The sequence below is a fragment of the Streptococcus sp. HJ1 genome (genome assembly GCF_052399005.1).
In the GTDB taxonomy this organism is placed as follows: domain Bacteria; phylum Bacillota; class Bacilli; order Lactobacillales; family Streptococcaceae; genus Streptococcus.
Genome location: NZ_CP199005.1, coordinates 1,348,211 through 1,373,960, shown reverse-complemented (window position 1 = coordinate 1,373,960; position 25,750 = coordinate 1,348,211). Strand labels below are relative to the sequence as shown.

Genomic DNA, 25,750 nt, shown 5'->3' with positions numbered 1-25,750 from the left:
TCCTTTTGTCCTTTTCTTAAAGATAAGTTAAATAAAGCGTTTTCCATAGATTCTTTTAGAAAAGATATTGCTAAAAGGCCTAAAAATTGATAGAATAAGGATTGTCTAAAAAAATTTAAGGAGAATCTATCAAATGGATTTTACATGGGCTATTAAATATGCCACAGAATTCTTGGGAACTGCTATTTTGATCATTCTTGGTAATGGTGCAGTTGCTAACGTTGAACTTAAAGGTACGAAAGGTCACCAAAGTGGCTGGCTCGTTATCGCGGTTGGTTATGGTATGGGGGTTATGATCCCAGCCTTGATGTTTGGTAATGTATCTGGTAACCACATCAACCCAGCTTTCACTCTTGGACTTGCTGTTAGTGGACTTTTCTCTTGGGAGCAAGTACCATATTACATCCTAGCACAAGTTTTGGGAGCGATTTTTGGTCAAGCTTTGGTTGTAGCGACTCACCGTCCTTACTACTTGAAGACAGAAAATCCAAACAATATCTTGGGTACCTTCTCAACAATTTCAAGCATCGACCACGGTACAAAAGAATCACGTTTTGCAGCTACTGTTAACGGCTTCCTCAATGAGTTTGTAGGTTCATTTGTTCTTTTCTTTGCAGCACTTGGTTTGACTAAAAACTTCTTTGGTGCTGAGGTTCTTCAATACATGAAACAAATGGCTACTCAAGCTGGACAAACTGTTGATTTAAGTGAATTGGCAGTGAAAGCTCAAGTAGCTCCACATACAGCTGCTGGGATCTCAGTTGCGCACTTGGCACTTGGTTTCCTAGTAATGGCCTTGGTAACTTCACTCGGTGGACCTACTGGTCCTGGTTTGAACCCAGCTCGTGACTTTGGACCACGTCTTCTTCACGAACTCCTTCCAAAATCAGTTCTTGGTCAACACAAGGGTGATTCAAAATGGTGGTATGCATGGGTTCCAGTTGTAGCTCCAATTGCAGCGGGTATTGCAGCAGTAGCACTATTCAAACTACTTTACCTATAAGAAACGAAACTGGGGTATCCCAGTTTTTTTGTTATAAAATTTTTAAATAAAATAGATATGGCTTGTAAAATATTCGAAAATCCTTTAAAATAAAAGAGTTGGAGGAATTTATGAATGTGAATGAGATTGTTCGGATCGTTCCGACTTTGAAAGTTAATAATCGAAAATTAAATGAAAGTTTTTACATTGAAACCCTGGGGATGAAACCTTTGCTGGAAGAGTCTGCCTTTCTTTCCTTAGGCGACCAGACAGCTACGGAGAGATTGATTTTAGAAGAGGCTCCAAGCATGCGAACACGCAGAGTTGAAGGGCTTAAGAAGCTAGCTAGACTCTTGATAAAGGTTGAAAATCCCTCTGAAATCGAGGCCCTCCTTTCTCAGATGAAGTCTCTTCCTCGCTTATTTAAAGGTAACCGTGGGTATGCTTTTGAGATTGTTTCTCCTGAAGAGGATGTGATCCTTGTTCATGCAGAAGATGATATAAGAGATTTGGTTCCACTGGAAACTGTTCCTGAATTTTATTCAAATACAAGTATAAAATACGTGAGCCAATTTGAGGTTTCTATGGAGTTGCGTTTGCCTGAAGGGACAGAGAGTTTACTTGATCCCGAAGGAGTAGCGCCAGTAATTACCTTTACTAAAGGACAAGGACCAGATTTGGCTGTTGAAAACAATGTCACTTGGGACCTGACGATGTTAAAATTTTTAGTCAAGAATTTTGATCTAACCAGTCTTCGTCAGAAATTTGAAAAGACAGGCTACTTTGTCCCTAAGTCTGAAAAATTCTTCCTTGGTAAAGATACCAATAACATTGAATTGTGGTTTGAAGAAGCATGAAGTGGGAAAAAATTCTAAGAAAAATAGAAAATCAAATTGAGGCAGGGATTTATCCCGGGGCCTCTTTTGCATATTATAAGGATGGTGAATGGAAAGAGTCTTATCTAGGATTGAGTGATCCAGAACGAGACTTGAAGACAGAAAGTGGTTTGGTTTATGATCTAGCCAGTGTGAGTAAGGTCGTGGGAGTGGGGACGGTTTTTACCTTCTTGTGGCAGCAGGGCACATTCGATATTGATCGACCGGTAACGGATTTTTTACCGGAGTGTGATTATCCTGATATCACTATACGGCAGCTTCTGACCCATGCCACAGACTTGGACCCCTTTATTCCCAATCGAGACAAGTTAAGTGCAGAGGAATTAAGAGAAGCCATGTTTCACCTCAACAGACGAAATCAGCCAGCCTTCCTATACTCGGACGTTCACTTTTTACTCTTGGGCTTTCTTTTGGAAAAAATCTTTAACCAAGACTTGGATCAGATTATAGAAGAACAAGTTTTGGAAGCATGGAGAATGAAGGAGACCAAGTTCGGTCCCGTTGAGCAAGCTGTCCCAACAGTGAGAGGGGTGGAGGCCGGAATCATTCATGATCCCAAAGCTCGTCTATTAGGGAAACACGCTGGAAGTGCTGGTTTGTTTTCGACTGTTAAGGATTTGCAGATCTTTCTGGAACATTACTTGAAAGATGATTTTGCTGCAGAATTGAGCCGAAATTTTTCTCCCTTAGAGGATAAGGAGCGGTCTCTAGCCTGGAATCTGGAAGGGGCTTGGCTCGACCATACGGGTTATACTGGTACCTTTATCATGTGGAATCGAGAGAAACAAGAAGCGGCTATCTTTTTATCCAATCGAACGTATGAGAAGGATGAGCGTGCCCAGTGGATAGTTGACCGAAACCAAGTCATGGAAATGATTCGTCAAGAAGAGTAGGGGGAAGCATGTCAAAAATCGTAAAAGGAACTCTGTATACAGTAGTAGCAGGAATTGCTTGGGGCTTGTCTGGAACCAGTGGCCAATACCTGATGGTACACGGGATTTCCGCTCTAGTCTTGACCAATTTGCGACTTATCATTGCAGGCTTGGCACTGGTGTTCTTATCCTACGTGACTGCAAAGGATAAACTCTATGCTTTTTTAAAAGATAGAAAAAGTCTGCTATCTCTGTTGCTATTTGCAGTGTTCGGACTTTTCTTAAACCAGTTTGCCTATCTTTCTGCCATTCAGGAGACCAATGCTGGAACAGCGACAGTTCTCCAGTATGTGTGCCCCGTTGGGATCTTGGTTTATACCTGTATGAAGGATAGGGTAGCACCGACACTGGCTGAGATTATTTCGATTGGATTGGCTATAGGAGGAACCTTTCTGATTGCGACGCACGGGGAACTTGACCAGTTGTCTGTCACACCCCTAGGTCTGTTCTGGGGCCTCTTTTCAGCCTTGACCTATGCCCTCTATATCATCCTTCCTATTGCTTTGATTAAGAAGTGGGGTAGTATTTTGGTGATTGGTGTCGGGATGGTTATTTCTGGTGTAGTGGCTCTTCCTTTCACAGGAGTCTTACAGGCCAGCATACCGACTAGCTTAGATTTTCTCTTTGCATTTGCTGGGATTATCATCATCGGAACGGTCTTTGCCTATACAGCTTTCCTAAAGGGAGCTAGTCTGATAGGCCCTGTTAAGTCTAGTTTATTAGCTTCCATAGAACCAATTTCTGCCGTTTTCTTTGCCTTTCTGATTATGAAGGAACAGTTTTATGTGATTGATTTTGTCGGTATGGCTATGATTTTACTAGCCGTGACCATTATTTCATTGAAAGATTTACTGTTGGAAATAAAGAGTAAGTAATAAAAAAATCCACTCAATCGAGTGGATTTTTTGTGTATAGATGATTAGTCTTTATTTTCGTGTGGCAAAATCAAGTTCAAGATGATTCCTGTCATGGCTGATAGAGCAGTACCTGAAAGGGTTACTGGACCGAGTTTAAGGATTGCTCCACCAAGTCCAAGTACCAGCATAGCACTTGCAATGATAAGGTTACGCATTTGGCTGAAGTCAACGCGTTCCTTAATCAAAACTTTCAAACCGTTGCTGGCGATAACTCCGTAGAGAAGGATTGACATGCCACCAAGCACAGCATTTGGAATGGTTGAAATCAAGGCAGTAAATTTACCAAGGAAGCTAAGAGCAATGGCGATGAAGGCCGCGTTACGGATAACAGATACAGAAGCGATACGAGTCATCCCGATAACTCCTGTATTTTCTCCGTAGGTCGTATTAGCTGGTCCACCGAGGAAGGCAGATACAGATGTCGCGATACCGTCACCGAGAAGCGTACGGTGAAGTCCTGGTTCTTTTAGGAATTGACGGCCACAGATTTGGCTCAAGACTGTGTGGTCTCCGATGTGTTCTGAAATGGTTACAATAGCGATTGGCAAGATGGCGATTGTTTCAGGACCGAAGTACAAGTTGTACTCTTTAAAGGCACCACCTGTACTAAATGGCAAGTAGAAACCAGGAATTTCAAACCAGTTGGCTTGAAGGACTGGGGTAAAGTCAACCAAACCAAGCATCATAGCGAAGATATACCCACCGATGATGGCAAAGAGGAAAGGAATGATACGAAGGAAACCTTTTCCTTTTGTATTGATAAAGGCCGCAATCAAGAACGTAACAACGGCTACAAGGGCGTTTTTCCAGTTTCCGTCTGCTACGAGTCCAGCATTCGTTACAGCAGAACCAGCAAGACCAAGACCGATAACGATGATCATAGGTCCGATAATGATTGGTGGCAAGAGTTTATCAATCCATTTCGTACCTGCAAAACGAACACTTGCTGCTACAAGGACATAGACCAAACCAGTCAAGATTACCCCCGTTTGAGCAGCAGAGACATCGCCCCCCATTTCTTTCATGGCTAAAGACATAGCCGTGATAAAGGCGAATGAAGAACCTAGGTAAACTGGAACCTTAAAGCCAGTAGAAATCATGTAGATAAGTGTTCCAATACCGGATGCAAAGAGAGCAACCGATACGGGCATTCCCAAAATTAAGGGAACGAGAATGGTTGCACCAAACATGGCAAATACGTGCTGGAAGCTTAGAAGAATACCTTTACCAGCAGAAGGACGTTGATCAACGTCTAGTAACAAGTCAACAGTTGATTCCTGTTTCATAAAAACCTCACTTTTGGGCACCAAAAAAGAGCCCATTATTTTGCAGCAATAGGCCCTCAGAGTAAGACTTTTTAAAAAATAGCTATCTTTTAAAAATTTATATAAATCTGCGCCTTCGTCACCTCACAGGATGACATTAAAAACCTTTGCTTGTGATAGTATAGCAGAAAAAAATGATTTTGTAAATCATTTTTTCCCGAGCCTAGAAATAGGAGAGCGAGGTTCGTTTTGTAAACGAATTTTTCCCGAGCCTTGAAATAAGAGAGCGAGGTTGATTTTGTAAATGGTTTTCTGAATTTTAAACAAGGGGGCACCATTGTTTAAAGTGGGCGTTTGTTGGGCATGCCAGCCTTTCTTGGGTACTTGTTAGGCGTCTCCTTTTTCTTTTCGACCACAGTGATGTAGCGCGGATCTCCATTTGGCAGGGCATAGCTGAGGTTGTCCTCTACCTTACTAAAGAGGAGGTTGAGGGCATTCTTGGCTTCTAGCAATTCCTCAGGAGCATTGCTGGCCTTGAGTGCCAATAGTTTGCCGCTAACCTTAAGATAGGGAATGGTCAGCTCAGACAAAACCTGCATACGGGCAACCGCACGAGCCGTCACCACATCAAACTGGGCACGGAAGTTCTTGTCTTGAGCAAAGTCTTCTGCCCGTCCATGGTAGAAGTGAACACCATCCAAATCCAACTCCTGAGCCAAAAGCTGAAGGAAGTTGATGCGCTTATTGAGCGAATCAATGATGGTCACCTCCAACTGAGGATAGAGAATTTTCATGGGCAGACTAGGAAATCCTGCCCCCGCTCCGATATCAAGAAGTTTGATAGTTTCATTTGAAATCAAACCTTGCAGAATAGGTGCAATCGAATCATAAAAATGTTTGAGATAAACTTCCTCTTTATCTGTAATAGCGGTCAGGTTAATCTTTTCATTCCACTCGACCAAGAGTTCAAAATACCGTTCAAATTGGTTCTTTTGCTGGTCAGAAAGTGGAAGATTTTGCTCAGCGAGCAAGCTGTAAAATGTTTCTGGTTTCATAGTACTTTCCTTCTCTAGTATCATCTTATTTTACCATATTCATTAAAATTTTGATATACTGGTAGTAATCTAAAAGCAGAAAGGAATAAGATTATGACTTGGATTATTCTTGGAGTTTTGGCTCTGATTGTTATTTTTGTGATTGTTAGCTATAACGGTTTGGTTAAAAATCGTATGCAGACCAAGGAGGCTTGGAGCCAGATCGATGTTCAGTTGAAGCGTCGTAATGATCTCCTTCCAAACTTGATTGAAACAGTCAAAGGCTATGCCAAATATGAAGGTTCTACCTTGGAAAAAGTAACAGAACTTCGTAGACAAGTAGCCGCAGCAACTTCACCAGCAGAAGCTATGAAGGCTAGTGATGCCCTTACCCGCCAGATTTCTGGTATCTTTGCAGTAGCAGAGAATTACCCAGACTTGAAAGCTAGTGCAAACTTTGTTAAATTGCAAGAAGAGTTGACCAATACAGAAAATAAAATTTCATACTCACGTCAACTCTACAACAGTGTTGTCAGCAACTACAATGTAAAACTTGAAAGTTTCCCAAGCAACATCATCGCAGGACTATTTGGCTTTAAAGCTGCAGACTTCCTTCAAACGCCTGAAGAGGAAAAGGCAGTTCCTAAAGTTGACTTTAGCGGTTTAGGTGACTAAGATGTTGTTTGATCAAATTGCGAGCAATAAACGAAAAACCTGGATTTTGTTGCTGGTTTTCTTCCTACTCTTGGCCTTGGTTGGTTATGCGGTTGGCTATCTCTTCATGCGCTCAGGTCTTGGTGGCATGATTATTGCCTTGATCATCGGTCTTATCTACGCTCTGACCATGATCTTTCAATCGACAGAGATTGTCATGTCTATGAATGGGGCGCGTGAGGTTGATGAGCAAACGGCACCAGACCTCTACCATGTAGTAGAAGATATGGCCATGGTGGCCCAGATTCCTATGCCGCGTGTTTTCATCATTGAGGATTCTTCTTTAAATGCCTTTGCAACAGGTTCGAATCCGCAGAATGCCGCAGTAGCAGCAACGTCGGGTCTCTTAGCTATCATGAATCGTGAGGAGCTAGAAGCTGTTATGGGGCATGAAGTCAGTCATATCCGAAACTACGATATCCGCATTTCGACCATTGCTGTTGCCCTTGCAAGTGCCATTACCCTTCTGTCTAGTATGGCAGGACGGATGATGTGGTGGGGTGGGGCAGGTCGCAGACGGAGTGATAATGATCGCGATGGAAATGGTTTGGAGATTATCATGCTTATTATCTCTCTCTTAGCCATTGTTCTAGCACCTCTCGCAGCAACCTTGGTGCAGCTTGCCATTTCCCGTCAGAGGGAATTTCTAGCGGATGCATCCAGTGTGGAGCTGACCCGCAATCCTCAAGGGATGATCAATGCCTTGCGCAAGTTGGACAATAGCGAGCTGATGCATCACCATGTTGACGATGCCAGCAGCGCTCTTTATATCAATGATCCTAAGAAAGGTGGCGGGCTTCAAAAACTCTTTTATACCCACCCACCTATCTCAGAACGAATCGAACGCTTGAAACACATGTAAAAAAAATCCAGAGAGATTTCTCTGGATTTTTGCTATGTTCAAAAATTATAAATCTTGTAAATCGACGACTTCCAAACCATTTTCTGTCAAACGATAGATACTCGTACAGACCTCTTTTAAGAAACGTCGATCATGTGAAACAGTGATCAGACCGCCAGGATAAGAGGCAAATAGTTTTCTGATCTCGGGTTGGGAAGTTGGTGAGAAATTTCGGGTAGGCTCATCCAGAAGGAGAAAGTTTGGTTTGCGCAACACTAAATCCAAAAGTAGGAGTTTACCTTGTTGCCCGCCAGATAGGGAGCGGATTTGGTGGTGCATCTCTGGATAGCTGAAATTGAGACTGGCTAGGTGAGATTGGATTTTCTGTAGTTCCTCTTTTTCCCCAGTTTGGCTGAGATAGGCTACTGGAGATAAATCCAATTGTAGTTTTTTATGGTAATCTTGTGGCATAAAACCAAGTGAAATCTCTCTTTTGGCGCTTAGTAGTTGCTGCAACTTGGCTAACAGAGTTGATTTTCCAGCACCATTTGGCCCGATGATACCGATTTTATCTTGGCCACGGACCGTTAGTCGTAACTCTTGAGCTAAAATGCGCTCGCCAATGGACAAATTTTCTTTTTCCAGTTGGACTAAGACTTTAGAAGCCGGTAATGGTTGGACGTCTGAAAAGAAAAGTTGGATTTGTTCCTCGTCAAGTGGCTTTTGGGTCATGGACTGGGCTTCCTTTTCAAAGCGTTTTTCTTGAGAGAGTACATTTTTCATCTTTTTAGCCAATAGGCGCCCGGCAACATCATTTTTAGTATTTCGCAAAGCATTTTCTACATTCTGCTTAACGCGACGATGTTTTTCCATGGTTTTGTCATAGGCTCTCTGGTCGTTAGCAGCTTGCTGGCTTTGTCTGGCAAAACTAGCCTTCCTCTGGTCACTATAGCTATCGTAGTCTAAATGCTCCACTAGGGTTTCGGCTTCTTTCCGGTGTTTAACAAGGCGTAAATGGATAATAGTATCCGCAGTTTGAGAAAGGAAGTCTTCATCATGGGAAATGAAAATAACAGTTTGCCTGGTTTTTTGAATCTGACCTTTTAGCCAATCAATCGTTTCAAGGTCTAAGTCATTTGAAGGTTCATCTAAAAATAGAATCTCAAAAGGCTTTGCCAACTCATGGATGAGTTGAACTTTCAAAGCTTCGCCCCCTGATAGACTGCCAATTTCTTGGTCGCTAGCAAAACGGTCGCTATCAAAGTGCAACTCCTCCGCCAAACGATAAAGAATACTGTAGTCTAAATCAGCAGAATCCAAAAAGAAGTAGTCGTGTAGAGTTTTCTTTTTCAGGTCCTCAGCTAGTTTTTGAGGAATGTAGGCCAGTGATTGAAGGTCAGACTGAATGTCGCCCTTGATAGTAAAATCAGGCAATGCTTCCCCCATTAAAGCTCGTAGTAAAGTCGATTTACCATTTCCTTCTTCACCAATAATAGCAACCTTTTCCCCGTCTTGGATAGTCATGCTTAAGTCAGATACAAGGTCTCGTAAATCTTTGTTTTGTGTGATGGTCAGATGATTGATTTTTATCATATTGTTGCCCTTTCTAGAATGTCGATAGTTCATAACAAAAAGCTCTACTTTATCTAGTAGAGCCCAAAGTCACTGTCAAAACTCTGTTATCCTCGTTGAAAAACTCGTCAAACTAGCTTGGAGTTGTCTAACCCAACCCAAGAGGAGCATAATTTTCTAGTTTTTTGATTTTCAATGGGGACAAGATACTAGAAAATCTAGTATGAAAAGAGCACACAAAAAGAGACAAAAACAAGATCTACTAAATAAAGATTCTTTATTTGATAGACTTAGTTGTTCATGTCTCCCTTACCTCCGAGTATTAGTACCTCTATCCTATACCTTTCAGGAAATTTTGTCAACAGAAAACAAGTAATTTCAAGCTCTATAATCCGAAAACAGGCCCATAGAGAGTTAGCACGTGTTTGACGTGTTCGTAGTGGAACTTGTCATAGTTGCGCCAAGCAGCACGAGCTTGATCGTTTAGTTTTAGGCTCCCTAGTCCAATCAGAAGACTGGTGCGTTGGTAAAATTTCTCAAGGTCGATTAAGATACTGTTGTCCAGCTTTTCTGCTTTTTTTAGTTCCTTAAGAGTGGTGTTCAGCAGCTCTTGCAGTCGAAGATCATCGGCTGTTCCTTGTTTGCAGCTTTGGTAGCTTTTATTTAACTCGGAAAGGAGTTGGTAAGCTTCAGTGATGAGTGCTTTGTCTTCCATGTGAGCATCCTCCTTGCTCTGATCTATTCTTGCCTATAGTATAGCACTAATCAGAAAATATGTCATAGTAAATATGTTAAAAAATGAGATTTTAATATCAAAGTTTGGAAAGCTGACTTATAGCCCTTTCATGGTATAATCAAGTGAGTACATCTTTATGGAGGAAATATGAAGTTAAATATTCAAGAAATTCGTAAGCAACCTGAAGGCCTGCATTTTGAACAAGCTTTAGACCTGGCAGCAGACTTGCGTAAACGGAATCAAGAAATTTTAGATGTCAAAGATATCCTTGCAGTGGGGAAGGTGCAGTACGAAGACCGTCTGTATTTCTTAGACTATCAGTTGTCATATACCATTGTCCTTGCTTCCAGCCGCAGTATGGAGCCAGTTGAGTTGGCTGAATCTTATCCAGTCACAGAAGTTTTCATGGAAGGAGCGACCAACCAACTAGACCAGGAAGTTCTAGATGATGATTTGGTCTTGCCTATCGAAAATGGGGAAATCGACCTTTCTGAGAGCGTAGCAGATAATATTCTGCTCAATATCCCTATCAAGGTCTTGACGGCAGAAGAAGAGGCGGGCCAAGGTTTTGTGTCAGGAAATGACTGGCAAATCATGACTGAAGACGAATATCAAGCTCAACAAACAGTCAAGAAAGAAGAAAACAGTCCATTTGCTGGCTTGCAAGGACTGTTTGATGGAGACGAGTAGATGGTTTTATCCAAGAAACGTGCCCGTCATGTCATAGAGGAAATTATTGCCCTTTTTCCAGATGCTAAGCCTAGTCTTGATTTTCGCAATCATTTTGAACTACTGGTTGCAGTGATGTTGTCAGCTCAGACGACAGATGCAGCGGTCAATAAGGCCACACCAGGTCTCTTTGCTACCTTTCCGACACCACAAGCCATGTCTGTCGCGACTGAAAGTGAAATTGCTTCACACATTTCTCGCCTGGGACTGTATCGAAATAAGGCTAAATTTCTTAAAAAATGTGCCCAACAGTTACTAGACGATTTTGATGGTCAAGTGCCTCAAACTCGAGAGGAATTAGAAAGTCTAGCGGGTGTTGGTCGTAAAACAGCAAATGTAGTTCTGAGTGTGGGCTTTGGAATTCCTGCTTTTGCAGTGGACACTCATGTGGAGCGTATCTGTAAGCATCACGATATCGTTAAAAAATCAGCTACGCCACTTGAAGTAGAAAAACGTGTCATGGACGTTCTGCCACCAGAAGAATGGTTAGCAGCCCACCAGGCCATGATTTACTTTGGACGAGCTATCTGTCATCCCAAAAATCCAGAATGCGATCACTATCCCCAATTATATGATTTTAGTAATGTTTAAGAGGGCTCTGAAAAAGTTTTTGCTTGATTTTAAGGGTGCTTTGTGCTATAGTAAATGATAACTAAATAGTCCTTTAAACCTGTCCCGTGAGGCAGGCAAGGAGCGCGATAAAGTAGAAGGGTGAAGTCTATACTGTTTATAGTAGGGCTCGCTTGGCTATACATTTCAAGTCTCCTTGTAGAAGGAGACTTTTCTTTTTGGAGGTTTGTCATGAAGGCAAAAGAAGTTGTAGACGAATTGACTGTCAAACGAGCGATTACGCGAATTACTTATGAGATTATCGAGCGCAATAAAGATTTGAATAAAATTATCCTAGCTGGGATAAAAACGCGTGGTGTTTTCATCGCTCATCGTATCAAAGAACGCTTGGAGCAGTTGGAAAATATCACTGTTCCTGTTGTGGAATTGGACACCAAACCTTTCCGTGATGATGTTAAAAGCGGAGAAGATACTTCTTTGATTTCTGTTGATGTGACAGACCGTGAAGTTATCTTGGTGGATGATGTACTCTATACAGGCCGTACCATCCGCGCCGCTATTGATAATATTGTTGGCCATGGTCGTCCTGCGAGCGTGAGTCTTGCGGTGCTAGTTGACCGTGGACATAGAGAATTGCCTATCCGTCCAGATTACGTTGGGAAAAATATCCCAACTAGCCGTTCTGAAGAAATCATCGTAGAGATGACAGAACTTGATGGCCAAGACAGAGTTCTGATTACTGAAGAAGCTTAGAAAGCTGAAGGAGTAGCCATGTCAGAAAATCAACAAGCATTGAACCATGTGGTTTCTATGGAAGACCTTACAGTTGATCAAGTGATGAAATTGATCAAACGAGGGATCGAGTTTAAAAACGGAGCCCAACTTCCCTACGAGAACAAACCTATCGTATCGAATCTCTTCTTTGAAGATTCTACACGGACACATAAGTCCTTTGAAGTGGCAGAGATTAAGCTAGGGCTCGAGCGACTGGACTTTGATGTGAAGACTAGTTCGGTCAATAAGGGTGAGACATTGTATGATACCATCTTGACCCTATCTGCTCTAGGAGTGGATGTCTGTGTGATTCGCCACCCAGAGGTTGACTATTACAGAGAGTTGATTGGGAGTCCGTCGATTACAACTTCCATCATCAATGGTGGGGATGGCTCAGGTCAACATCCTAGCCAGAGTTTGCTTGATTTGATGACCATTTATGAGGAATTTGGGCACTTTGAGGGGCTCAAGGTCGCTATTGCAGGTGACTTGGACCACTCACGCGTTGCCAAGTCCAATATGCAGATTTTGAAACGCTTGGGAGCTGAACTCTTTTTTGCAGGACCTGAGGAATGGAGAAGTCAAGAGTTTGCGGACTATGGACAGTTTGTTACTATTGATGAGATTGTTGATCAGGTGGATGTTTTGATGTTACTCCGCGTTCAACATGAACGCCATGATAGTGGAGCCGTTTTTTCAAAAGAAGACTACCATGCCCAACACGGTTTGAACCAAGAACGCTATAATCGCTTAAAAGAAACAGCAATCATTATGCATCCTGCTCCAGTGAATCGTGATGTGGAAATAGCTGACCACTTAGTTGAAGCTTCAAAATCACGCATTGTCCAACAAATGACCAATGGTGTCTTTGTTCGGATGGCAATCTTAGAATCCGTATTGGCGAGTAGAAACGCCAACTAAAACACAAGACGTTAAAAGACGCCAGTGAGCGTCCACGAGAGGTGAAAATATGACAAAAAGACTTCTAGTATTAGAAGATGGCACAGTTTTTGAAGGCAAGGCCTTCGGAGCAGATATTGATGTAACAGGCGAAATCGTCTTTAACACAGGGATGACCGGCTACCAAGAATCCATTACAGATCAGTCTTATAATGGACAAATCTTGACCTTTACCTATCCTTTGGTAGGAAATTATGGAATAAATCGTGATGATTATGAATCCATCATTCCAACTTGTAAGGGAGTTGTCGTTTTTGAAGAGGCACGTAGAGCTAGCAACTGGCGCAACCAAATGACCTTGGATGAATTTTTGAAAGCCAAGAAAATTCCTGGTATTTCAGGGATTGATACGCGTGCCCTTACCAAGATTATCCGTAAGCATGGTACCATGCGTGCAACCTTGACCCATGTTGGGGACAGTATGGACCATGTGACGGACCAGCTCCAAGCAACAGTCTTGCCGACAGACAATATCAAGCAGGTTTCTACTAAAACTTCCTATCCAGCTCCTGGAGTTGGTTTGAGTGTGGTCTTAGTAGACTTTGGGCTCAAGCACTCCATCTTACGTGAACTTTCTAAGCGTAACTGTAACGTTACGGTTGTTCCGTATTCAACGACGGCAGAAGAAATTCTCCACCTAAATCCTGATGGAGTTATGTTGTCAAATGGTCCAGGTAACCCAGAAGACGTTCCAGAAGCACTGGACATGATTCGAGGTGTGCAAGGGAAAATTCCAATTTTCGGAATTTGTATGGGACACCAACTCTTTGCCATGGCAAACGGGGCTAAGACCTACAAGATGAAGTTTGGTCACCGTGGATTTAACCACGCGGTACGTGAGATTGCAACAGGACGTGTAGACTTTACCAGCCAAAACCATGGTTATGCAGTTAGCCGTGAGGACTTGCCAGAGCATTTGATCATTACCCACGAAGAAATCAATGATAAGTCAGTTGAAGGAGTTCGTCACAGATACCAACCAGGTTTCTCTGTGCAATTCCACCCAGACGCAGCTCCAGGTCCGCACGACGCAAGCTACCTATTTGACGAGTTTATCGAGATGATGGAAGCTTTTAAACAAGCAAACTAAGAACGAGTAAAAGCTCGTCGGAGAATTTATGTAACTGAACACGGACGGAAAGCTCGGAATTTAGAGAAACCAACTTGGATTGTCAATCCTTCCTTGGTTTCCTAAAATTCAATCGCTTTCTATTCGTCCTTTGTATCTTATTTAATGTCGCTCTGTGAGGCGACGAATAGAAAGGAGAAGGGTGGTCCGTATTTGCTAAACTGAATACGGGCTACGGACGGTGCTAAAAAGATAGTTATTCCTAGAACTGATAGTTCTTCGTCATAACTCCTATTTTAGCTTGGTCCGCTTGACGCCCTTAATATCTTATAAATGCCTAAACGTACTGATATTCAAAAAATTATGGTGATTGGTTCTGGTCCGATTATTATTGGTCAGGCTGCTGAGTTTGACTATGCTGGGACCCAGGCCTGCTTGTCTTTGAAAGAGGAAGGTTATGAGGTTGTCTTGGTGAACTCAAACCCTGCGACTATCATGACGGACAAGGAGATTGCGGACAAGGTCTACATCGAACCGATTACACTGGAGTTTGTGACACGTATTCTTCGTAAGGAACGTCCAGATGCCTTGCTTCCAACTCTTGGAGGTCAGACAGGGCTCAATATGGCCATGGAATTGTCTAAAAATGGTATTTTAGATGAACTTGGTGTTGAACTTCTGGGTACTAAACTATCTGCTATTGACCAAGCAGAGGACCGTGACCTCTTTAAACAATTGATGGAAGAGCTTGAGCAGCCAATTCCTGAATCTGAAATTGTCAACACAGTGGAAGAAGCTGTTGCCTTTGCGGCATCAATCGGCTACCCTGTTATCGTTCGTCCAGCCTTCACCCTTGGTGGTACTGGTGGTGGTATGTGTGCCAACGAGGAAGAATTGCGTGAAATCGCTGAAAATGGTTTGAAACTGTCACCTGTTACCCAATGTTTGATTGAACGTTCAATCGCTGGTTTCAAGGAAATCGAATACGAGGTTATGCGCGATTCAGCTGACAATGCCCTCGTTGTTTGTAACATGGAAAACTTTGACCCAGTTGGGATTCATACAGGGGATTCTATCGTATTTGCTCCTGCGCAAACCATGTCAGACTATGAAAACCAAATGCTCCGTGACGCGAGCTTGAGCATTATCCGCGCCCTCAAGATTGAAGGGGGCTGTAACGTTCAGCTGGCTCTTGATCCGCACAGCTTTAAGTACTATGTTATCGAAGTAAACCCTCGTGTATCGCGTTCGTCAGCCCTTGCTTCTAAGGCAACTGGTTATCCGATTGCCAAATTGGCTGCCAAGATTGCTGTCGGTTTGACCTTGGATGAGGTCATCAACCCAGTCACAGGTTCAACCTATGCTATGTTTGAGCCAGCTCTTGACTACGTCGTTGCTAAGATTCCACGTTTCCCATTTGACAAGTTTGAAAAAGGTGAGCGTCGTCTTGGGACCCAAATGAAGGCGACTGGAGAAGTCATGGCCATCGGTCGGAACATCGAGGAGTCTCTTCTAAAAGCCTGTCGTTCACTTGAAATTGGGGTTCACCATAATGAAATGCCTGAACTAGCAACTGTTTCGGATGATGCCTTGATTGAAAAGGTTGTGAAAGCCCAAGATGACCGTCTCTTCTACGTATCAGAAGCCATTCGCCGTGGTTATACACCAGAAGAAATTGCTGAATTGACCAAGATTGATATCTTCTATCTGGATAAACTCTTGCACATCTTTGAAATTGAGCAAGAATTAGGTGCCCATCCACAAGATCTAGAAGTCTTGAAAACAGCTAAACTCAATGGATTTTCAGACCGCAAGATTGCGGAACTTTGGAAAACGACCGCTGAGCAAGTTCGCCAACTTCGCTTGGAAAACAAGATTGTCCCAGTTTACAAGATGGTTGATACTTGTGCGGCGGAGTTTGACTCTGAAACACCATACTTCTATTCAACCTATGGTTGGGAAAATGAATCTATCAAGTCTGATAAGGAATCCGTCCTAGTCCTAGGTTCAGGTCCAATCCGTATCGGTCAAGGGGTTGAGTTTGACTATGCAACTGTTCACTCGGTGAAGGCGATTCAGGCTGCTGGTTATGAAGCCATCATCATGAATTCAAACCCAGAGACCGTTTCAACAGACTTCTCGGTATCTGACAAGCTCTACTTTGAACCGTTGACTTTTGAAGATGTCATGAATGTTATTGACTTGGAGCAACCAAAAGGCGTTATCGTGCAGTTTGGTGGTCAAACAGCTATCAACCTTGCGGAACCTTTGGCAAAAGCAGGTGTGACCATCCTTGGTACCCAAGTAGCTGACTTGGATCGTGCCGAAGACCGTGACCTCTTCGAGCAAGCCCTTAAAGACTTGGATATTCCACAGCCACCAGGTCAAACGGCTACCAATGAAGAAGAAGCCGTACTTGCAGCTCGCAAGATTGGATTCCCAGTCCTCGTTCGTCCATCTTATGTCTTGGGTGGACGTGCTATGGAAATCGTCGAAAACGAAGAAGATCTTCGTTCTTACATGCGTACCGCTGTTAAGGCCAGTCCAGACCACCCAGTCCTTGTTGACTCTTACATCGTTGGGCAAGAGTGTGAAGTTGATGCCATCTCAGACGGGGAAAATGTCCTCATCCCTGGTATCATGGAGCATATCGAACGTGCCGGTGTCCACTCAGGTGACTCAATGGCAGTTTATCCTCCGCAAACCTTGTCGCAAAAGGTACAGGAAACCATCGCAGACTACACCAAACGCCTAGCAATCGGCCTCAACTGTCTTGGGATGATGAACATCCAGTTTGTCATCAAGGATGAAAAAGTCTACGTTATTGAGGTCAATCCACGTGCCAGCCGTACGGTGCCATTCCTTTCTAAGGTAACTAATATTCCTATGGCTCAGGTAGCGACTAAGCTCATTCTTGGGCAAAGTCTTGAAGAACTTGGCTATCAAGATGGACTTTATCCAGAAAGCACTCGCGTTCATATCAAGGCGCCAGTTTTCTCCTTTACCAAGCTAGCTAAGGTAGACAGCTTGTTAGGTCCTGAAATGAAGTCAACAGGGGAAGTCATGGGTTCTGATACAACTCTTGAAAAAGCTCTCTACAAGGCTTTTGAAGCTTCTTACCTGCACTTGCCAACCTTTGGAAATGTTGTCTTTACCATCGCAGATGATGCCAAAGATGAAGCCTTGGACTTGGCTCGTCGTTTCCAAAATATCGGCTACGGTATCCTCGCGACAGAAGGGACAGCAGCCTTCTTTGCCAGTCATGGACTTCAAGCCCAACCTGTTGGTAAGATTGGTGACGATGAACAAGATATCCCAAGCTTTGTCCGCAAAGGGAAAATTCAAGCGATCATCAATACTGTCGGAACCAAACGAACTGCTGACGAAGATGGTGAGCAAATCCGTCGTTCAGCCATTGAACACGGTGTGCCCCTCTTCACAGCCCTAGACACAGCAAATGCCATGCTCAAGGTGCTAGAAAGCCGTAGTTTTGTCACAGAAGCGATCTAGTTGAGAAAGAATTTTCACAGTTTTAAAGCCAGCGTCAGAAAACGCTGGCTTTTGCAATACAGATATTGCTTATTTGAACTATCATTCTTTCCTTAAGAATCATTCTAAATTGTGATATAATAAGGAAGAATTGGAAATGGGAAACTATTTTCATGATTTTTTCAAAAATTCCACTAAGAAAATAGCTAAAGACAGATTAGAAAGTGTAAAATTCCGATGTCTTCTTACAAAAAAGTCTCTCTTTCTGAGATCAACCAATCTATTGAAACTCCCAATAACAATCATTTTTGGCAAAATCTAAAAGCTTTTTTAGGACCTGGAGCCCTTGTAGCAGTTGGTTATATGGATCCTGGAAACTGGATTACCAGTGTGGTTGGTGGTGCTTCCTACAAATATAGTCTCTTATTTGTTATTTTGATTTCATCCATCATTGCTATGCAGTTACAACAGATGGCTGGGAAGCTCGGTATCGTAACTAAGATGGACCTAGCCCAGGCAACTGCACATCATGCTCCCAAGTGGCTTCGTTATAGTTTATGGGTGATTTTAGAATTAGCTTTAATGGCGACCGACTTAGCTGAGGTTCTAGGCTCAGCGATTGCCTTAAATCTTTTATTTAAAATACCGATTATGATTGCTATCCTTCTAACCGTTTTAGATGTATTTTTGTTACTTTTATTGATGAAATTTGGCTTCAAAACAATTGAAGCCATTGTTACGACCCTTATTTTAACCATATTAGCCATCTTTACCTATCTGGTAGCTTTATCCAATCCAAGTATTCAGGGTATCTTTGGTGGTTATTTACCGACTTCAACTTTATTTGAAACACCGTTACCAGGTCATGAAAGCCAATTGACCTTGGCTCTAGGAATTGTGGGAGCGACAGTCATGCCCCATAATCTCTATCTTCATTCCTCCCTATCCCAAACAAGGAAAATCAATCACAAAGATAAGAAGGATGTTCGAAAAGCCGTGCGTTTTATGACCTGGGATTCAAATCTTCAGTTGTCCCTAGCCTTTATTGTCAATTCCTTGCTTCTTATTTTAGGGGCATCTCTCTTTTTTGGGCATGCATCTGAAATTTCGGCATTCTCCCAAATGTACAATGCTTTACAGGATTCGACGATAGCAGGAGCAATAGCTAGCTCAACTCTGTCAACTTTGTTTGCTTTGGCCCTCTTAGCAAGTGGTCAAAATTCTACCATCACAGGCACCTTGACAGGTCAGATTGTTATGGAAGGTTTCTTGCATCTGAAATTACCTCAGTGGATTATCCGTATCGGGACACGTATTTTTGCCTTGCTACCTGTGATTATAGTTGCCGTCTTGTTTGGGCATCAAGAAAAAACCTTGGATCAGTTATTGGTCTATTCGCAGGTCTTTCTTTCAATCGCTCTTCCGTTTTCAATTTTCCCCTTAATTTATCTGACCTCTAAGAAGTCACTGATGGGAGAATTTACCAATGCCAAGTGGAACACAATCCTAGGTTACGCAGTTTCCATTATCTTGACCATTCTCAATATCAAGCTTCTTTTCGATATTTTTTAAACTCGTTTGAAATCAATTATAGTGTCAGCGTGAAGGTTGACAACATAGAAAGTAGTAGTGATTGGTTCATAAAAAGAAGTACAAAAAAAGAACAGTGGTAACTGTTCTTTTTTATCATTATTTGAGACCGTATTTTTTGTTGAAACGATCCACGCGTCCATCTGCTTGAGTGAACTTTTGACGTCCAGTGTAGAATGGGTGTGAGTCTGATGAAATTTCCACACGGATCAATGGGTAAGTTTCGCCTTCGAACTCAACAGTTTCGTTAGAGCGTTTTGTTGAACCGCTAAGGAATTTGTAACCAGTAGTTGTGTCCATGAAGACAACTGGGCGATATTCTGGATGGATATCTTTTTTCATTTTGCAATATTTCCTTTCTGCCATGGTCTCTTTGCGAGCCATAGATTGTTACCATACTAGTCTATCAGATTCTGATAAGTTTGGCAAGTCTTTTCCCTGATTTTATTAAAAATCTTGATAAAAAATCACTCCAGTGTTTACTGGAGTGAGGGTAGAAGAATGATTAGTTCTCTTGATTTGGAGCTTTTTCTTCTTGTTGATTTTTTACTTCTGTTTCTTTTACTGGTTCTGCGTTTTCTTCTGCTGATTTAGCCTCTTTTTCAGTTTCAGTAGGTTCTGTTTCTGTTGATTCTGTTACAGTTTCAGCTTCAGCCTCTGTTTCTGTTGGTTCGGCTACTGGCTCAGCTTCTGTTTTTGTTTCAGATTCAGATTCAGTAGTTTCTTCTTTTACTGGTTCTGCGTTTTCTGCTGCTGATTCAGCTTCCACATTAGCTGGTTCCTTAGCTTCTTCTTTTTGCTCGGTTTCCTCTTTAGCTGTCTCCGTTTTTTCAGCAGTAGTTTCTTCTTTTTTACGTTCTTGAGATTCTTTTTTGATTTCTTCGACCGCAGTTTTAACGGTAGAGCTTGTTACACGTCCGACAGTTTGAGCAAAATCTTTACCAGACTCAGCTAATTCAGTAAATGATTCTTTTGTAATTTTACCACCTGACATTGCCAAGAGACCAGTTACAACTAGTGCAATGCTAGCAAGAATGGCTAAAATCAAACCAAAGCCGATTGAAATGCCATATCCACCAAAGTTAGACATGTACTTATTTACATTAAAGAGACTATTTAGTGTAACGAGAGTTGCAATTGCACCCGCGACAATGACACCAATTGAGAATCCCTTAGACATTGCTTTATTCATATTATTCAAGCACGCAAGAACAATAGACACAATAGCTGCGATAATGACAAACCACCCATCTCCTTGGTAACCATTCACGCTATAGGACCCAAAAGAACCTGCATTTAAACTAGCCCATGGCAAGAGTGAACCAAGGATTGCTACTCCAGCAGAAATGAGGATAAACAAACGATTTTTTTCCATTATTAAGTCTCCTTTTATTCAGTTTGATTTATTATACCATAAACTGAGGTACAAAGAAACCGTATATTTTAAGAATCTAGCATATAAAAGGCCAAGAAAATTCTTTCTTAGCCTTGGTGAATCTGTAGAGCCTCTTTCAGTTCTTTGTATATTTGTTCGTTTTCTTCTGGACTATAGGAATTGGCGCCACTGGCTAATGGATGCCCTCCTCCGTCGTGTTGTTTGGCAATTTCATTGATAGGAGTGATTTTACTGCGCATACGTACACGGAAGTGACCATCAGCTTGCTCAACAAAGATAGCCCAAGCCTTAACAGTATCAATTCGACCAGGTGCCCCAACAATCGCTGCTGTTTCAGCATCCGTAACCTTATATTTTTCCAAGATGTCTTGAGTAAGCAGAACGCGTGCAGCCCCATTCTCATCAACTTCTAAGTGATCATAAACATACCCTTGCAGTTTTGCAATCTTAAAGCTCATGGTATCCATTTGACGAGATAGTCCAGCAAAATCAAAATCAATTTCTCGGAGCTGGGCAGCTATTCTAAAGGTACGAGCACTAGTTGATGGGTAGAGAAAACGCCCTGTGTCCCCGACAATTCCTGCATAGAGAAGTCGTGCCGCTTCACTAGACAAAGCTAGCTGATTTTCTTGAGCAAATAATGCAATCATCTCACTGGCACTGCTTGAACTTGTATCCACCCAAGATAGGTCACCATAGATATCATCATTTGGATGGTGATCGATTTTGATGGTGAAAGCGGCTTGTTCGTAGCGTTTATCATCGATACGAGGACGATTCGCTGTATCACAAATAATAGCAAGAGCTCCTTGGTAGTCACTGTCTTGGACAGTATCCATTTCCGCCATCCAAGTTAGAGTTGGTTCGTTATAACCGACTGCTTTGATGGTCTTTTCTGGAAAATGGTGTGTGAGAAGAGCTTTCAAGCCCACTTGACTCCCTAAGGCATCTGGATCTGGTTTCATATGACGGTGAATGATAATGGTATCGTATTCTTTGATTTTCTCTAATATTTGCTGGCAAATTTCCATAAATAACCTCAATTCTTTCTCATTTCATTGTAGCACAAGAATTTTTATTTTTAAAATGAAAAAGATATGATATAATGGAGAAAGATAAATTGAGGAGGACGATATGGCATTAGCAAAAATTGTATTTGCCAGTATGACCGGTAATACCGAAGAAATTGCAGATATTGTAGCAGATAAATTGCGTGACTTGGGCTTGGATGTTGATGTGGATGAATGTACGACTGTTGACGCTTCAGACTTCTTGGAGGCTGACATCGCAATCGTTGCGACTTATACTTATGGAGACGGAGAATTGCCAGATGAGATGATGGACTTCTACGAAGACCTAGCCGATCTCAACTTGAATGGCAAAATCTACGGAGTGGTCGGTTCAGGAGATACCTTCTACGACGAATTCTGTAAGGCTGTTGATGACTTTGATCGCGTTTTTGTAGCGACAGGAGCAGAAAAAGGTTCAGAGTGTGTTAAAGTAGACCTTTCTGCCGAAGAAGAAGATATCGAACGTTTGGAACAATTCGCAGAAGAATTGGCTGCAAAAGTAGGATAAGAATCAAACTGCGCTGACTGGAAGAAGTCAGTGCGTTTTTTTATTAGTTTTTTTGGGATTTTACTAGCCTATTTAGAGGCTTTTTGATACAATAATTCAAATAAAGGAGGAGACTGTATGAACTTAGATATTATTCGGCAAGAAATTGATCAAATCGACGACCAAATCGTCAAGCTCCTAGAAGAACGGATGCATTTGGTTGAGGGAGTGGTTGCCTATAAGAAAGCCTCAGGAAAACCTATTTTAGATAGTAAGCGAGAAGAAGTCATTTTTGAAAAGGTAAGGAGTCGTGTAGAGGATAAGCGCTATCAGGAGACTATTGTTGCGACTTTTTCAGACATTCTCAAACGCTCGCGTGATTATCAGGATCAAAACATCAAATGAAAAAAGAACAATTCTATCCTCTAGGGATTTTTTTAGCTGCTATGTTGGGTGGCCTTGTCCGCTATTTTGTATCTAGTCAGTTGCCAGCCAGTCCTGACTTTCCTTGGGGCACCCTCCTTGTCAACTATCTGGGAATTTTTTGCTTAGTCTATCTAACAAAAGGCTATCTGGTCTATAAGGGAAGCAGTAAAGGTTTAGTTTTGGCTCTGGGTACAGGCTTTTGTGGTGGTTTAACAACCTTTTCTAGTCTGCTCTTGGATGCTGTGAAATTGCTCGATACCGAGCGATATCTTAGTTTGGGCATCTACCTACTTTTGAGTATTGGTGGAGGCCTGCTCTTGGCTTATGTTCTAGGGAGGAAGAAATGGTAATCGTCTATCTTGCAATCGCCTGCGGGCTTGGAGCCTTAGTGCGGTATTTCTTTTCCCGATATAATCAAACTTCTAAGTTGCCCCTAGGAACTCTCATAGCCAATCTTCTCGGTTGTTTTTTGATTGGCTTGCTCTACAATCATGTGGAGTCTAAGGAAGCTTATGCTATCCTAGCGACAGGTTTCTGTGGTGGGTTGACGACCTTTTCAACTCTGAATGACGAGCTGCAAAGACTGCTAAGTGACAAGAAGGTATTTTATAGCTATTTTCTCATAACTTACCTAGGCGGTTTTCTAGCGATTTTTTTAGGAATTCTGCTATAAATTTCTTTACTTTTAGGTGGAAATTTGGTAAACTGTATCTTGTGTGTAATGGACGCACAAAAATACAGTTTATCCGCTGAGGAAGGTTCCTCAAGATTGACAAAGATAGGAGAATAAAATGAATCCATTAATCCAAAGCTTGACTGAAGGTCAACTTCGTACAGATATCCCATCATTTCGTCCTGGTGACACTGTTCGTGTACACGCAAAAGTTGTCGAAGGTAACCGTGAACGTATCCAGATTTTTGAAGGTGTTGTTATCGCACGTAAAGGTGCAGGCATCTCAGAAAACTACACAGTTCGTAAAATCTCTAACGGTGTAGGTGTTGAGCGTATCTTCCCAATCCACACTCCACGTGTTGAAAAGATCGAAGTTGTTCGTTACGGTAAAGTACGTCGTGCGAAATTGTACTACTTGCGTGCACTTCAAGGTAAGGCAGCTCGTATCAAAGAAATCCGTCGTTAATTCGACTAAAAAACTCTGCTTGCCCAGCAGGGTTTTTCTCTAGCTCCCTTAGTTCAATGGATATAACAACTCCCTCCTAAGGAGTAGTTGCAGGTTCGATTCCTGCAGGGGGCAGTAAACTAGAAACAAAACACTGGATAACCAGTGTTTTTTCTTTGACCAAATTTTAAACATTTAATATGATATCTATGGTGTGGTATAATAGGCATAGAATGTTTAGGAGAAAGAGATGAAAAACAATAAACGTTTATTTGAAGTTGTTAGTTTAATGCTAATGCTTTTGACACTTTTTGCGCTGAATGGATGTAGTTTAGGTGGTAAATATGGCATTAAAATTTAAAGAAACAAATAAAACGTTTCATAAAATCATAGAAGTTGACGGTGAAAAATATCTTTTGGATATGACTAGTATTAGTCCTAAAACTTATTTCTGGGGTTCTCTTCCTAATGAAATTACTGCCAAATGCTTAAAGTTAGATATAAGAGATATGAGATTTGAGAGTCTAGCGCCAACTATAAGCAAATCTCTTGGTATTGGAATAGGTGTAGCAATAGGTGGAGCTTGTTATAGAATTGTTACGAATGTTTTTAAGAGTTACGACATTAGCCATAATATTTCTTTTAAATTAGGATTGTTTTTCCTCTCTATTGTCTTAGCTTATCTTACTTTCAGGTTCATTGCTTTTGTGGTTCGTCATAATCTTCAACAAAAGCTTTCCAGTAAAGAAACGAAGTATCAAATAGTTTTCAAACTAGCAAGCTCACAACGTCAATTAAAACTGTATAAACTTCTGCCTATTCTTTTTGTTGCAGTTATAGGATGTTTAGCATTTTATATATTTACTGATAATGGGACAGAGGCCTCTATCCTTATCATTAACAGTATTTTATCTTTGGGTTTCTTTACGGTGATCTTAGGTATGTTACCACTCCGAGAAAGTTACGAGAAGCAAGAGATTATTTTTGAAAAAATAGAAAAGTTATAAGTTGAAAAAAAGCATAAATGCTGTTTTATAACTGATTTTTAAATGAGCATCAGGAGATATTATGTTAAAAACGAACAAGTGGATATTCCTTGCGATTTCCGTTCCCTTTATGATTCTTGCTTTGTCTTATTTGTTTATTAGGGTGCCGATTGGGAACACAGGTAAGTTTATTCATGATCATGAGGATTCTATCAAGAGAGAAATTATTGCAGACATAGACAGTCAAGGGCAATATATAAAGTCTGTGACGCTTTTACCAGGTTCTGCGAGGGGGTCTTTTGATAATGGTGGAGATGTAGGTGGAAATTATCATATTTATTTTACAGCCTATGTTAATAATAATCGCAAGCAGTCAATGAAAGTAGAATTATACTTTCCTGATGCTGGTATACCACCTTTTACCTTTATAAAACCCAATCCTTACAAATCTCCTGAAACTATGAAGAGATGGTACTTATCAGTAGTAGAGGTATCAAGTGATCCCTCATGGGATTGGAAGCGAAAGCAAGATAAATTGAATGAAACTATGAATAATCTTTTGGATTTTGCTGTTCGCAAAGGCAAGGATGCAGACTGGCAAGTTCGAAAAGAAATTATGATTCGTTTTCTAAACAAATGGCTACATGAACATGAGGAAAATTTCAAACTAGCTATCCAAACCAACCTGTATAGAAACGACCCAGAATTGGAACAGAAATTAGGAAAGATTCAGAGTATAAGTGTAAGTAACTATCAAATGTACATTCCTTCGAGAGGTAGCGACATTCTTTTTAATGTTAGATTTGAGAGATATCCTGAAGAAATAGCTACTATAAATGTTCGCTTGCATTCCCAAGGGGAACAATCAGTTTTTAAGGATCCCTCAGTTGCTGCAACTATTAGTTTTGAAAATGAACGTTTTGCTATAAAAACGAATTACGACTCCAAGCTATTTCCAATTTTTAATCAAAGTCGATTTGGTAATAGTAATGGAGAAATATCTTATAAGCTCCCAAAAGACTATGAAAATCAATTTTTAATTCCTTAACTATCAAGCAAGCTATTGAGCTTGCTTTTTCTATATCTTTATCTTCTATCAAACAAGATGCTAGTTGTATGTTATAAGAGTATATGGAAATAGATAAAGAGCGAAACCGCTCTCTTTTTTATGTTATAATAGGCATAGAATGTTTAGGA

General features: G+C 41.4%; 27 protein-coding genes and 1 tRNA gene. 21 read left to right on the top strand and 7 right to left on the bottom strand.

Annotated features, from left to right (window positions below; translation table 11 throughout):
- Positions 1-133: 133 nt before the first annotated feature.
- The 4 genes from gla to ACT17O_RS07045 all read left to right on the top strand — a co-directional run bounded on the left by gla (position 134) and on the right by ACT17O_RS07045 (position 3,685).
- Entirely contained in the window at positions 134-1,003 is an 870-nt protein-coding gene (gene gla / locus ACT17O_RS07060; protein WP_000348117.1) for an aquaglyceroporin Gla, read from the top strand.
- Between the two features lie 110 nt (positions 1,004-1,113).
- Positions 1,114-1,839 (top strand): CppA N-terminal domain-containing protein, encoded by a 726-nt coding sequence (locus tag ACT17O_RS07055; protein ID WP_049479072.1) that lies wholly within the window; start codon positions 1,114-1,116, stop codon positions 1,837-1,839.
- A complete protein-coding gene (locus ACT17O_RS07050) occupies positions 1,836-2,771 on the top strand; it encodes a serine hydrolase domain-containing protein (RefSeq protein ID WP_268725522.1) in 936 nt (311 codons plus the stop codon). Before ACT17O_RS07055 ends, ACT17O_RS07050 begins: the two co-directional genes overlap by 4 nt.
- Positions 2,772-2,779: 8 nt before the next feature.
- On the top strand, positions 2,780-3,685 hold the full coding sequence (locus ACT17O_RS07045; RefSeq protein ID WP_084857214.1) for a DMT family transporter: 906 nt from the start codon (positions 2,780-2,782) through the stop codon (positions 3,683-3,685).
- A 44-nt stretch (positions 3,686-3,729) separates the two neighbouring features.
- On the opposite strand, the gene ACT17O_RS07040 is transcribed toward ACT17O_RS07045, so the two are convergent.
- A complete protein-coding gene (locus ACT17O_RS07040; RefSeq protein WP_000808282.1) occupies positions 3,730-5,013 on the bottom strand; it encodes a uracil-xanthine permease family protein in 1,284 nt (427 codons plus the stop codon).
- 320 nt (positions 5,014-5,333) lie between these two features.
- Positions 5,334-6,047 (bottom strand): 16S rRNA (guanine(527)-N(7))-methyltransferase RsmG, encoded by a 714-nt coding sequence (gene rsmG, locus ACT17O_RS07035; RefSeq protein WP_434398800.1) that lies wholly within the window; start codon positions 6,045-6,047, stop codon positions 5,334-5,336.
- A gap of 93 nt (positions 6,048-6,140) precedes the next feature.
- Here rsmG and ACT17O_RS07030 point away from each other — a divergent pair, with 93 nt between their 5' ends.
- The gene (locus ACT17O_RS07030; protein ID WP_125415075.1) at positions 6,141-6,701 is read left to right on the top strand and encodes a LemA family protein; all 561 of its coding nucleotides are present in this window, start codon (positions 6,141-6,143) and stop codon (positions 6,699-6,701) included.
- Position 6,702: 1 nt separating this feature from the next.
- Positions 6,703-7,602, top strand: coding sequence for a zinc metalloprotease HtpX (gene htpX / locus ACT17O_RS07025; protein WP_366974510.1), 900 nt, complete (start codon positions 6,703-6,705; stop codon positions 7,600-7,602).
- 45 nt (positions 7,603-7,647) lie between these two features.
- Here htpX and ACT17O_RS07020 read toward each other — a convergent pair whose 3' ends face one another.
- Together ACT17O_RS07020 and ACT17O_RS07015 are read right to left on the bottom strand one after the other, a co-directional pair.
- Positions 7,648-9,207, bottom strand: coding sequence for an ATP-binding cassette domain-containing protein (locus ACT17O_RS07020; RefSeq protein WP_444817316.1), 1,560 nt, complete (start codon positions 9,205-9,207; stop codon positions 7,648-7,650).
- 331 nt (positions 9,208-9,538) lie between these two features.
- Positions 9,539-9,868, bottom strand: a complete 330-nt coding sequence (locus ACT17O_RS07015) for a hypothetical protein (RefSeq protein ID WP_049490794.1) — start codon at positions 9,866-9,868, stop codon at positions 9,539-9,541.
- A 168-nt stretch (positions 9,869-10,036) separates the two neighbouring features.
- On the opposite strand from ACT17O_RS07015, the gene ACT17O_RS07010 reads away from it, so the two are divergent.
- The 7 genes from ACT17O_RS07010 (at position 10,037) to ACT17O_RS06980 (ending at position 19,052) form a co-directional block, all read left to right on the top strand.
- Positions 10,037-10,579 carry a YceD family protein gene (locus ACT17O_RS07010; RefSeq protein ID WP_000773193.1) on the top strand — a complete coding sequence of 181 codons (543 nt, stop codon included), beginning with the start codon at positions 10,037-10,039 and terminating at the stop codon, positions 10,577-10,579.
- Complete coding sequence (gene nth, locus ACT17O_RS07005; RefSeq protein WP_444817315.1) at positions 10,580-11,209, top strand: endonuclease III; 630 nt, start codon at positions 10,580-10,582, stop codon at positions 11,207-11,209.
- Between the two features lie 210 nt (positions 11,210-11,419).
- Positions 11,420-11,941: a bifunctional pyr operon transcriptional regulator/uracil phosphoribosyltransferase PyrR gene (gene pyrR / locus ACT17O_RS07000; protein WP_444817314.1), complete on the top strand. Its 522-nt coding sequence runs from the start codon at positions 11,420-11,422 to the stop codon at positions 11,939-11,941.
- A gap of 18 nt (positions 11,942-11,959) precedes the next feature.
- Positions 11,960-12,883 (top strand): aspartate carbamoyltransferase catalytic subunit, encoded by a 924-nt coding sequence (locus ACT17O_RS06995; protein WP_444817313.1) that lies wholly within the window; start codon positions 11,960-11,962, stop codon positions 12,881-12,883.
- 49 nt (positions 12,884-12,932) lie between these two features.
- On the top strand, positions 12,933-14,012 hold the full coding sequence (locus tag ACT17O_RS06990; RefSeq protein WP_000166847.1) for a carbamoyl phosphate synthase small subunit: 1,080 nt from the start codon (positions 12,933-12,935) through the stop codon (positions 14,010-14,012).
- A 312-nt stretch (positions 14,013-14,324) separates the two neighbouring features.
- Complete coding sequence (gene carB, locus ACT17O_RS06985; RefSeq protein ID WP_444817312.1) at positions 14,325-17,501, top strand: carbamoyl-phosphate synthase large subunit; 3,177 nt, start codon at positions 14,325-14,327, stop codon at positions 17,499-17,501.
- 216 nt (positions 17,502-17,717) lie between these two features.
- Entirely contained in the window at positions 17,718-19,052 is a 1,335-nt protein-coding gene (locus ACT17O_RS06980) for an Nramp family divalent metal transporter (RefSeq protein ID WP_444817311.1), read from the top strand.
- 117 nt (positions 19,053-19,169) lie between these two features.
- Here ACT17O_RS06980 and ACT17O_RS06975 read toward each other — a convergent pair whose 3' ends face one another.
- From ACT17O_RS06975 to ACT17O_RS06965, 3 genes are all read right to left on the bottom strand, one after another.
- Positions 19,170-19,412, bottom strand: a complete 243-nt coding sequence (locus ACT17O_RS06975) for a type B 50S ribosomal protein L31 (RefSeq protein ID WP_000710762.1) — start codon at positions 19,410-19,412, stop codon at positions 19,170-19,172.
- A gap of 163 nt (positions 19,413-19,575) precedes the next feature.
- Positions 19,576-20,445, bottom strand: a complete 870-nt coding sequence (locus ACT17O_RS06970) for a lantibiotic ABC transporter permease (RefSeq protein WP_139689284.1) — start codon at positions 20,443-20,445, stop codon at positions 19,576-19,578.
- A 107-nt stretch (positions 20,446-20,552) separates the two neighbouring features.
- Positions 20,553-21,497 carry a DHH family phosphoesterase gene (locus ACT17O_RS06965; protein WP_268702466.1) on the bottom strand — a complete coding sequence of 315 codons (945 nt, stop codon included), beginning with the start codon at positions 21,495-21,497 and terminating at the stop codon, positions 20,553-20,555.
- 103 nt (positions 21,498-21,600) lie between these two features.
- On the opposite strand from ACT17O_RS06965, the gene ACT17O_RS06960 reads away from it, so the two are divergent.
- The 8 genes from ACT17O_RS06960 (at position 21,601) to ACT17O_RS06925 (ending at position 25,601) form a co-directional block, all read left to right on the top strand.
- Entirely contained in the window at positions 21,601-22,044 is a 444-nt protein-coding gene (locus tag ACT17O_RS06960) for a flavodoxin (protein ID WP_001162125.1), read from the top strand.
- A gap of 117 nt (positions 22,045-22,161) precedes the next feature.
- Positions 22,162-22,428 (top strand): chorismate mutase, encoded by a 267-nt coding sequence (locus ACT17O_RS06955; RefSeq protein ID WP_001046955.1) that lies wholly within the window; start codon positions 22,162-22,164, stop codon positions 22,426-22,428.
- The gene (crcB, locus tag ACT17O_RS06950; RefSeq protein ID WP_084881388.1) at positions 22,425-22,799 is read left to right on the top strand and encodes a fluoride efflux transporter CrcB; all 375 of its coding nucleotides are present in this window, start codon (positions 22,425-22,427) and stop codon (positions 22,797-22,799) included. The genes ACT17O_RS06955 and crcB (ACT17O_RS06950) overlap by 4 nt, the downstream gene beginning before the upstream one ends.
- Complete coding sequence (crcB, locus tag ACT17O_RS06945) at positions 22,793-23,122, top strand: fluoride efflux transporter CrcB (protein WP_125328057.1); 330 nt, start codon at positions 22,793-22,795, stop codon at positions 23,120-23,122. Before crcB (ACT17O_RS06950) ends, crcB (ACT17O_RS06945) begins: the two co-directional genes overlap by 7 nt.
- Before the next feature lie 118 nt (positions 23,123-23,240).
- On the top strand, positions 23,241-23,588 hold the full coding sequence (gene rplS / locus ACT17O_RS06940) for a 50S ribosomal protein L19 (RefSeq protein ID WP_001068669.1): 348 nt from the start codon (positions 23,241-23,243) through the stop codon (positions 23,586-23,588).
- Between the two features lie 42 nt (positions 23,589-23,630).
- Positions 23,631-23,702, top strand: a tRNA-Arg gene (locus ACT17O_RS06935).
- A 209-nt stretch (positions 23,703-23,911) separates the two neighbouring features.
- A complete protein-coding gene (locus ACT17O_RS06930) occupies positions 23,912-24,574 on the top strand; it encodes a DUF443 family protein (protein WP_125413624.1) in 663 nt (220 codons plus the stop codon).
- A 61-nt stretch (positions 24,575-24,635) separates the two neighbouring features.
- Complete coding sequence (locus ACT17O_RS06925) at positions 24,636-25,601, top strand: hypothetical protein (RefSeq protein WP_033629955.1); 966 nt, start codon at positions 24,636-24,638, stop codon at positions 25,599-25,601.
- Positions 25,602-25,750 lie beyond the last annotated feature (149 nt).

Bases quoted from the DNA above. Each gene is read 5' to 3' on its own strand.
- ACT17O_RS07010 (WP_000773193.1), top strand. From the start codon at position 10,037: ATGAAGTTAAATATTCAAGAAATTCGTAAGCAACCTGAAGGCCTGCAT.
- rplS (WP_001068669.1), top strand. From the start codon at position 23,241: ATGAATCCATTAATCCAAAGCTTGACTGAAGGTCAACTTCGTACAGAT.
- ACT17O_RS07020 (WP_444817316.1), bottom strand. From the start codon at position 9,207: ATGAACTATCGACATTCTAGAAAGGGCAACAATATGATAAAAATCAAT.
- ACT17O_RS07055 (WP_049479072.1), top strand. From the start codon at position 1,114: ATGAATGTGAATGAGATTGTTCGGATCGTTCCGACTTTGAAAGTTAAT.
- ACT17O_RS07040 (WP_000808282.1), bottom strand. From the start codon at position 5,013: ATGAAACAGGAATCAACTGTTGACTTGTTACTAGACGTTGATCAACGT.
- ACT17O_RS07045 (WP_084857214.1), top strand. From the start codon at position 2,780: ATGTCAAAAATCGTAAAAGGAACTCTGTATACAGTAGTAGCAGGAATT.
- ACT17O_RS06960 (WP_001162125.1), top strand. From the start codon at position 21,601: ATGGCATTAGCAAAAATTGTATTTGCCAGTATGACCGGTAATACCGAA.
- crcB (WP_125328057.1), top strand. From the start codon at position 22,793: ATGGTAATCGTCTATCTTGCAATCGCCTGCGGGCTTGGAGCCTTAGTG.
- ACT17O_RS07030 (WP_125415075.1), top strand. From the start codon at position 6,141: ATGACTTGGATTATTCTTGGAGTTTTGGCTCTGATTGTTATTTTTGTG.
- ACT17O_RS06955 (WP_001046955.1), top strand. From the start codon at position 22,162: ATGAACTTAGATATTATTCGGCAAGAAATTGATCAAATCGACGACCAA.
- pyrR (WP_444817314.1), top strand. From the start codon at position 11,420: ATGAAGGCAAAAGAAGTTGTAGACGAATTGACTGTCAAACGAGCGATT.
- ACT17O_RS06975 (WP_000710762.1), bottom strand. From the start codon at position 19,412: ATGAAAAAAGATATCCATCCAGAATATCGCCCAGTTGTCTTCATGGAC.
- ACT17O_RS06965 (WP_268702466.1), bottom strand. From the start codon at position 21,497: ATGGAAATTTGCCAGCAAATATTAGAGAAAATCAAAGAATACGATACC.
- crcB (WP_084881388.1), top strand. From the start codon at position 22,425: ATGAAAAAAGAACAATTCTATCCTCTAGGGATTTTTTTAGCTGCTATG.
- ACT17O_RS06990 (WP_000166847.1), top strand. From the start codon at position 12,933: ATGACAAAAAGACTTCTAGTATTAGAAGATGGCACAGTTTTTGAAGGC.
- nth (WP_444817315.1), top strand. From the start codon at position 10,580: ATGGTTTTATCCAAGAAACGTGCCCGTCATGTCATAGAGGAAATTATT.
- gla (WP_000348117.1), top strand. From the start codon at position 134: ATGGATTTTACATGGGCTATTAAATATGCCACAGAATTCTTGGGAACT.
- ACT17O_RS07015 (WP_049490794.1), bottom strand. From the start codon at position 9,868: ATGGAAGACAAAGCACTCATCACTGAAGCTTACCAACTCCTTTCCGAG.
- ACT17O_RS06980 (WP_444817311.1), top strand. From the start codon at position 17,718: ATGTCTTCTTACAAAAAAGTCTCTCTTTCTGAGATCAACCAATCTATT.
- ACT17O_RS06930 (WP_125413624.1), top strand. From the start codon at position 23,912: ATGGCATTAAAATTTAAAGAAACAAATAAAACGTTTCATAAAATCATA.
- ACT17O_RS07050 (WP_268725522.1), top strand. From the start codon at position 1,836: ATGAAGTGGGAAAAAATTCTAAGAAAAATAGAAAATCAAATTGAGGCA.
- ACT17O_RS06925 (WP_033629955.1), top strand. From the start codon at position 24,636: ATGTTAAAAACGAACAAGTGGATATTCCTTGCGATTTCCGTTCCCTTT.
- htpX (WP_366974510.1), top strand. From the start codon at position 6,703: ATGTTGTTTGATCAAATTGCGAGCAATAAACGAAAAACCTGGATTTTG.
- carB (WP_444817312.1), top strand. From the start codon at position 14,325: ATGCCTAAACGTACTGATATTCAAAAAATTATGGTGATTGGTTCTGGT.
- ACT17O_RS06995 (WP_444817313.1), top strand. From the start codon at position 11,960: ATGTCAGAAAATCAACAAGCATTGAACCATGTGGTTTCTATGGAAGAC.
- rsmG (WP_434398800.1), bottom strand. From the start codon at position 6,047: ATGAAACCAGAAACATTTTACAGCTTGCTCGCTGAGCAAAATCTTCCA.
- ACT17O_RS06970 (WP_139689284.1), bottom strand. From the start codon at position 20,445: ATGGAAAAAAATCGTTTGTTTATCCTCATTTCTGCTGGAGTAGCAATC.